This is a genomic window from uncultured Maricaulis sp. (genome assembly GCF_905480005.1).
Lineage (GTDB): Bacteria > Pseudomonadota > Alphaproteobacteria > Caulobacterales > Maricaulaceae > Maricaulis.
Genome location: NZ_CAJQOO010000076.1, coordinates 1 through 6,326, shown reverse-complemented (window position 1 = coordinate 6,326; position 6,326 = coordinate 1). Strand labels below are relative to the sequence as shown.

The window sequence follows — 6,326 nt, the reverse complement described above, 5'->3', positions numbered from 1 at the left end:
CCCAATCCTGGCACGATTTCGATTCGCCGTTTGTGTACGCGCCAGCTTGATGCGGACCTAGTTCTTCGGGAGTTATACCTTGAAAATTCTTGTTACCGGCGGGGCCGGCTTCATCGGCTCCGCAGTTGTCCGGCGCGCCATTACGCAGCGTGGCTACGCCGTCGCCAATCTGGATGCGCTCACATACGCCGCCAATCCCGCCAATCTCGATTCCATCGCGGACCATCCGGATTACTCCTTTCACAAGGCCGACATCCGCGACCTGGATGCGCTCAACAAGGTGTTCGCCGAGACCGATCCTGACGCTGTGATGCACCTGGCCGCGGAATCGCACGTTGATCGTTCGATCGAGGGGCCGATCGCCTTCGTTGAAACCAATGTCATGGGCACGGCGAACATGCTGCAGGCTGCCCGTACGCATTGGGAAGGGCTGGCCGGCGCGCGCAAGGAGGCTTTCCGCTTCCATCACATCTCTACCGATGAAGTTTACGGCGCTCTGGGGCCGACGGGCTTTTTCACCGAGACCACGCGCTACGCGCCCAATTCCCCCTACGCGTCCAGCAAGGCGTCTTCGGACATGCTGGTTCGGGCCTGGGGCAAGACCTATAAATTGCCGGTCGTCATCTCCAACTGCTCGAACAATTACGGCCCCTTCCAATTCCCGGAAAAGCTGATCCCGGTGGTGATCCTGAAGGCATTGGCAGGCGAAACCATTCCGGTTTACGGCGATGGGTCGAATGTGCGTGACTGGCTCTACGTGGACGATCACGCGGAAGCGCTGCTGACCATCCTCGAGCGCGGCCGGCTTGGCGAGATCTACAATGTGGGTGGCGATGCCGAGGTGAGCAATCTCGATCTGGTCAAGCAAATCTGCAAGATCATCGATCAGGAGCTGGATCGCAAAACGCCAAGCGAGGATCTGATCAAGTTCGTCACCGATCGTCCGGGCCATGATTTCCGCTATGCGATCGATGCGGCCAAGATCAAGTCGGAGCTTGGCTGGACCCCGTCGGCCACTGTGGAGCAGGGGATTGCTGAAACGGTGCGCTGGTATCTCGAGAACCGCGACTGGTGGCAGGCCATCCAGGCCCGCGGGCACCAGCAGGAACGGATCGGTCTCACCAAGGGTACAGGTGCGTGAAGCCGGTGCTGATGTTTGGCGCTACCGGACAGGTAGCGCGTTGCGTGATCGACCAGGCGGCCGCGACCGGCCGGCCCTTGACGGCGCTGTCGCGACAGGATGTCGACCTGCTGGATACGGATGCGATCCGTGCGGCGATCATGGCCGCCCCTGAGGGGAGTGTCGTGCTCAACGCGGCTGCCTATACCGCGGTCGACCAGGCGGAGTCTGATATTGAAGCGTGCCGGGCGGTGAATGCCGCGGCGCCGGCGGCCATGGCCGAAGCCTGTCAGGCTCGCGGGTTCGTATTCCTGCACATCTCCACCGATTATGTGTTCGATGGCAAGAAACCATCCGCCTATCTCGAGGATGATCCGACAAGTCCGCAGGGGGTCTATGGCGAGACCAAGCTCGAGGGCGAAGCGGGGGTGCTGGGCGCTCACAACCGTGTCGTGATCCTGCGCACGGCCTGGGTCTATTCGCGTTACGGGAAGAATTTCCTCAAAACCATGCTGCGTCTCGGGGCGGACCGGGACGCACTGGGTGTGGTTGATGACCAGCGCGGTTGTCCGACCCATGCAGCCGATATCGCGGCAGCTCTGCTGATCGCCGCAGACGATCTCTCCGCGTCGGACGACCGTTATGGCCTGTACAATTTCGCCGGTCAGGGCGGTGCCAGCTGGGCCGATTTTGCGGAGCACATCTTCCAGACCCAGTCGTCCCGGTGGGGACGCCGCCCGGCAGTCAACCGGGTCACCACGGCTGACTATCCGACACCGGCAAAGCGGCCGGCCAACTCAATGCTGAACTCGGACCGTTTCAGTGCAGCTTTCGGCTACACCGCTCCCGTCTGGACCGAGAGTGTTGAGCACGTTGTCCAGCAATTGGCGGACGAAAGCTGACCGCTGGCATCCGTCTTGCTTGCAAGTGATTCTGGGTTGCCACCGGCGCTGGCCGGGTAGACGATGAATGATCGCTCGAGTGGGCGGTCGGGGGATGGGTTTTGGCGAAATCGGCATTGAATTCGGCGATCCGGCACACGTCTCGCCTCTGGAAACGCCAGAAGCTTGCCCCGCTCCGAGCCGATAAAGTCGATCGAACGGGCGAGCCGACAGTCGTTGGTCTCTTCCGCGTCGCGAGCGGAATCGGAAGCGGCGCGCGCGTGGTTTTCCGGGCGCTTCAGGCGCATGGCTATAATCCGGCCCTGATCGATCTCAGCGACCGGCTTGCACCCGGCCAGCCCGTGTTTGACTGGCAGCCACCGGCTCCGGCGGCGGCGGATGACGGGTGCGGACCCGTGATTATCCACCTCAACCCGCCTGAAGTGCCCTTCGCACTGTCCATGCTTGGAACAGATAGGCTGCGCCATCGTTATCGGATTGGCATTTGGGCCTGGGAACTCGAGCTCATGCCAACCGACTGGCAGGGTGAGGTCGCATACTTCCACGAAATCTGGGCGCCGAGCGAGTTCACGGCCCGCGCGATCAGGTCCAAATCACCGAAGACGTCTGTGAGTTGTGTCCATTATCCCCTGGCGGCCGACCAGTTCGGGGCTGTGGATGTCGACACATGGCGGCGTCAACTGGCTCCCGGAGGCGAGCGGATCGTCTTCTGCGCCTTCGACGCACGATCCTCCATGGCGCGAAAGAACCCGGCTGCCGCGATCAAGATTTTCAAAGCGGCGGTCGGCGAGCGCACCGATGTTCGTCTCGTGCTGAAAGTCTCGAATCTGGACTGGAATGCCGCCACCCGACAGGACTTGCTCGAGCAGATTGGGAAAGATCCCCGCATCCAGCTGCTGACGGCTACGCTCGGCACGCCGGACATGAATGCGCTCATTTCCGCGGCCGACATCTATCTGTCTCCCCACCGGAGCGAGGGTTTTGGTTTCATGCTGGTCAAGTCACTCATGGCCGGGGTGGACGTCATGATGACCAATTGGTCCGGCAACACGGATTTCATGGACCTGCCCGGTGCGCACCCCATTGGCTGTCGACTTGTCGCCGTCAATGACGCGTCCGGTATCTACAACGGGACCGGCCGCTGGGCGGAGCCGGACACGGAAATGGCCACCCCCTTGCTGCGCGACCTGCTCGAACGGCCACGTGATCCGGCGCGCAGGGCCGCGATCGCTGCAGCGGCTGAAAGCCGCTTCTCGTCCGATGGTTGGGCGCAGCGATTGAGCCCTCAATTCAAAGCCCATACATTGCAAGGCGAATCGGCCAGTCCGATCTGATCGCCCAGACCTAATCCAGACTGGAGAGACCATGTGCGGCATAGTCGGTGTTGCCGGGCGGATTAACGCGGAATCCGTTCTTGTCGAAGGCCTTAGACGCCTTGAATACCGGGGCTATGACTCGGCCGGGATCGCTGTCCAGACGGCGGACGGGCCCTTGCGACGGGCGCGTGCGGCCGGCAAGGTCTCGGCGCTCGAGGCGGCGATGACGCCCGAACTCACCGGGGCGACCGGCATCGCACACACAAGATGGGCGACCCACGGGGCGCCGACCGAGGGCAATGCCCATCCGCACAGCGCCGGTCGCGTCTGCGTCGTACACAACGGAATTATCGAGAATTTCAAGGTCTTGCGCGAAACGCTCCAGAATGAGGGGCGTGAGTTTGCCAGCGAGACGGACAGTGAAGTGATCGCCCATCTGCTGGATCGCGAACTCGATCGCGGACAGGCTCCCAAGGATGCGCTGATAGCTGTCCTGGAACAGCTAGAAGGGGCGTTCGCCCTTGCCGCGATCATTGAAGGCGAGACGGACCTTGTCCTCGGCGCTCGGCGGGGCGCCCCCCTGGTTGCGGCGATCGGTGACGGGGTCGGCTTCCTGGCATCGGATATCATGGCGATCGCAGGCGAAGCGCGGTCGGTGATCTATCTCGAAGAAGGTGATGCCGCGGTTGTCCGTCCGTCCGGTGTTGAGGTGTATGATTCCACCGGCCTGGCCGTGACCCGCCCGCTCTCACCGGCGTCGGTGTCCTTGGTACTGGCCGAGAAGGGCAATCATCGCCACTTCATGCAAAAGGAAATCTACGAGCAGCCTGAAGTCGTGGGGCGCACGCTGGCCGCTTATGTGGATGCTGTGTCCGGTCGTGTGCGTCCGCGCGAGGGTATCGATTTCAGCCAGATCACGCGCCTGTTCATTGTCGGCTGCGGCACGGCCTCCTACGCCGGGCAGATCGCGGAATACTGGTTCGAGGCCGTGTCGGGTCTCCCGGTCAAGGTCGATATCGCCTCGGAATTCCGATACCGCAATCCCGCTTTTCTGGAGGGCGATGCGGCGCTTTTCATTTCGCAGTCAGGCGAGACCGCCGATACGCTCGAAGCGTTGCGCCTCTGCAAGCGTGCTGGATTGACGACAATCGCGCTGGTCAATTCACCGCATTCGACCATGGCCCGCGAGGCCGATGTCGTCGCTCCCACCCTGGCCGGTCCGGAGATTGGCGTCGCGTCGACGAAAGCCTTTACGTGCCAGCTTTCGGCGCTCGCCTCGCTGGCTGTCCTGGCCGGCGCCCAGCGGAAACGGCTCAGCGCAGAGCAGCAAGCCGGGCATGTGGCAAACTTGATGTCAGTGCCGAGCCTGATGGCGGCGGCCCTGAAAATCGAACAGGAAATCGACGCGCTCGCCACCGAGCTCGCGCATGCCTCGATCGTGCTCTATCTCGGCCGCAATGAGTTCTTTCCGCTGGCCCTTGAAGGCGCGCTCAAGCTCAAGGAAATCAGCTATATCCACGCGGAGGGCTACGCTGCCGGCGAACTCAAGCACGGCCCGATAGCGCTGATCGAGGAAGATGTCGCCGTTATCGTGATCGCACCGCATGATGCCTTGTTCAACAAGACACGGTCATCGATCCAGGAAGTCCGGGCGCGTGGCGCGCGGGTGATTGCGATCACGGACGAGCCCGGCGCCGATGAGCTCGAGGGAGAGATCAGTGCCCAGCTTCTCCTGCCCCGCCTTACCGGAATGGCAGCGCCAATCGTCTCAAGTGTCGCGGTGCAGCTCCTGGCCTATTACGTCGCCGTTCACAAAGGCACCGATGTCGACCAGCCGCGCAATCTCGCGAAGTCGGTCACGGTGGAATAGCGTAATGTTTCGTGACTTTGTGCCGATGGGAGCGGCGTTTATAGCCGCTTGAGGGGTGAGTACTCGCCGCGAGGTCGCCCGTTCGCCGTTACCCGTTCCCGTTACCCCGTCACATGCCATCCGGAAGCCGCCATGCCCGACATGATTTCCTTTATTGACCTGAAAGCCCAGCGCGAGCGCTTGAAGGACCAGATCGACGCTGCCGTCATCAAAGTGCTCGATGAGGGGCGCTATATTCTCGGCCCCGAAGTCAGCGAACTCGAGACCCGACTCGCCGAGTTTGCAGGGGCCGGACAGGCACTCAGCTGTGCCAACGGCACCGACGCAATCCTCATTCCTCTCATGGCCTGGGGCATTGGTCCGGGCGATGCGGTTTTCGTGCCGGCCTTCACCTTTGCTTCGACGGCCGAGGTCGTTGTGCTGGCAGGTGCTTCGCCGGTTTTCGTCGATATCGATCCGGACACCTACAATATGTGCCCGGAAAGTCTCGCCGCCGCGATTGCGAGCGTCACCGAAGCCGGGGAGTTGACGCCCAAGGCGGTGATCGCCGTCGATCTGTTCGGCCAGCCGGCAAATTATCCGGCCCTGGCCCCGATCGCGCGGGAGGCCGGGCTGAAACTGGTGTCGGATTGCGCCCAGGCTTACGGCAGTACGCTGGACGGCCAGGCTTCTCTGGCTTGGGCTGACGCCCTGACAGTGAGTTTCTATCCGGCTAAGCCACTGGGCGGCTACGGCGATGGAGGTGCGGTCCTGTGCAAGGACGAGGTGCTTTATGCCGCGATGAAGTCCGTTCGCGTGCACGGTGAGGGGACCGCTCGCTATGAATACGCTCGTATTGGCTTGAACTCACGACTTGATACGATCCAGGCGGCTATACTCTTGGCCAAGCTTTCGGTCTTTGGTGACGAGATTCAGATGCGGCAGCGGGTCGCTGATCGCTATCGGGCCGGTTTTGGCAATGCCGTGAAAGTGCCACATGTTATTAGCGGGGCGCAGTCGACCTGGGCGCAGTACACCATTGAGGTCGAACGCCGAGATGATTTCCGCGCGCATTTGGCTGAGCAAGGCGTGCCGACCGCGATCTATTACCCGATCCCGTTGCACCTACATAAGCCCTA

General features: G+C 62.0%; 5 protein-coding genes. All 5 read left to right on the top strand.

Features of this window, described 5'->3' with window-relative positions:
* Positions 1 to 79: 79 nt before the first annotated feature.
* On the top strand, positions 80 to 1,141 hold the full coding sequence (rfbB, locus tag QZ266_RS07845) for a dTDP-glucose 4,6-dehydratase (RefSeq protein WP_295693611.1): 1,062 nt from the start codon (positions 80 to 82) through the stop codon (positions 1,139 to 1,141).
* 11 nt (positions 1,142 to 1,152) lie between these two features.
* Positions 1,153 to 2,022, top strand: a complete 870-nt coding sequence (gene rfbD, locus QZ266_RS07840; RefSeq protein ID WP_295693608.1) for a dTDP-4-dehydrorhamnose reductase — start codon at positions 1,153 to 1,155, stop codon at positions 2,020 to 2,022.
* 260 nt (positions 2,023 to 2,282) lie between these two features.
* A complete protein-coding gene (locus QZ266_RS07835) occupies positions 2,283 to 3,356 on the top strand; it encodes a glycosyltransferase (protein ID WP_295693605.1) in 1,074 nt (357 codons plus the stop codon).
* Positions 3,357 to 3,387: 31 nt separating this feature from the next.
* The gene (glmS, locus tag QZ266_RS07830) at positions 3,388 to 5,208 is read left to right on the top strand and encodes a glutamine--fructose-6-phosphate transaminase (isomerizing) (RefSeq protein ID WP_295693603.1); all 1,821 of its coding nucleotides are present in this window, start codon (positions 3,388 to 3,390) and stop codon (positions 5,206 to 5,208) included.
* A 132-nt stretch (positions 5,209 to 5,340) separates the two neighbouring features.
* On the top strand, positions 5,341 to 6,326 hold a 986-nt coding region (locus QZ266_RS07825; protein ID WP_295693601.1), incomplete at its 3' end, for a DegT/DnrJ/EryC1/StrS aminotransferase family protein.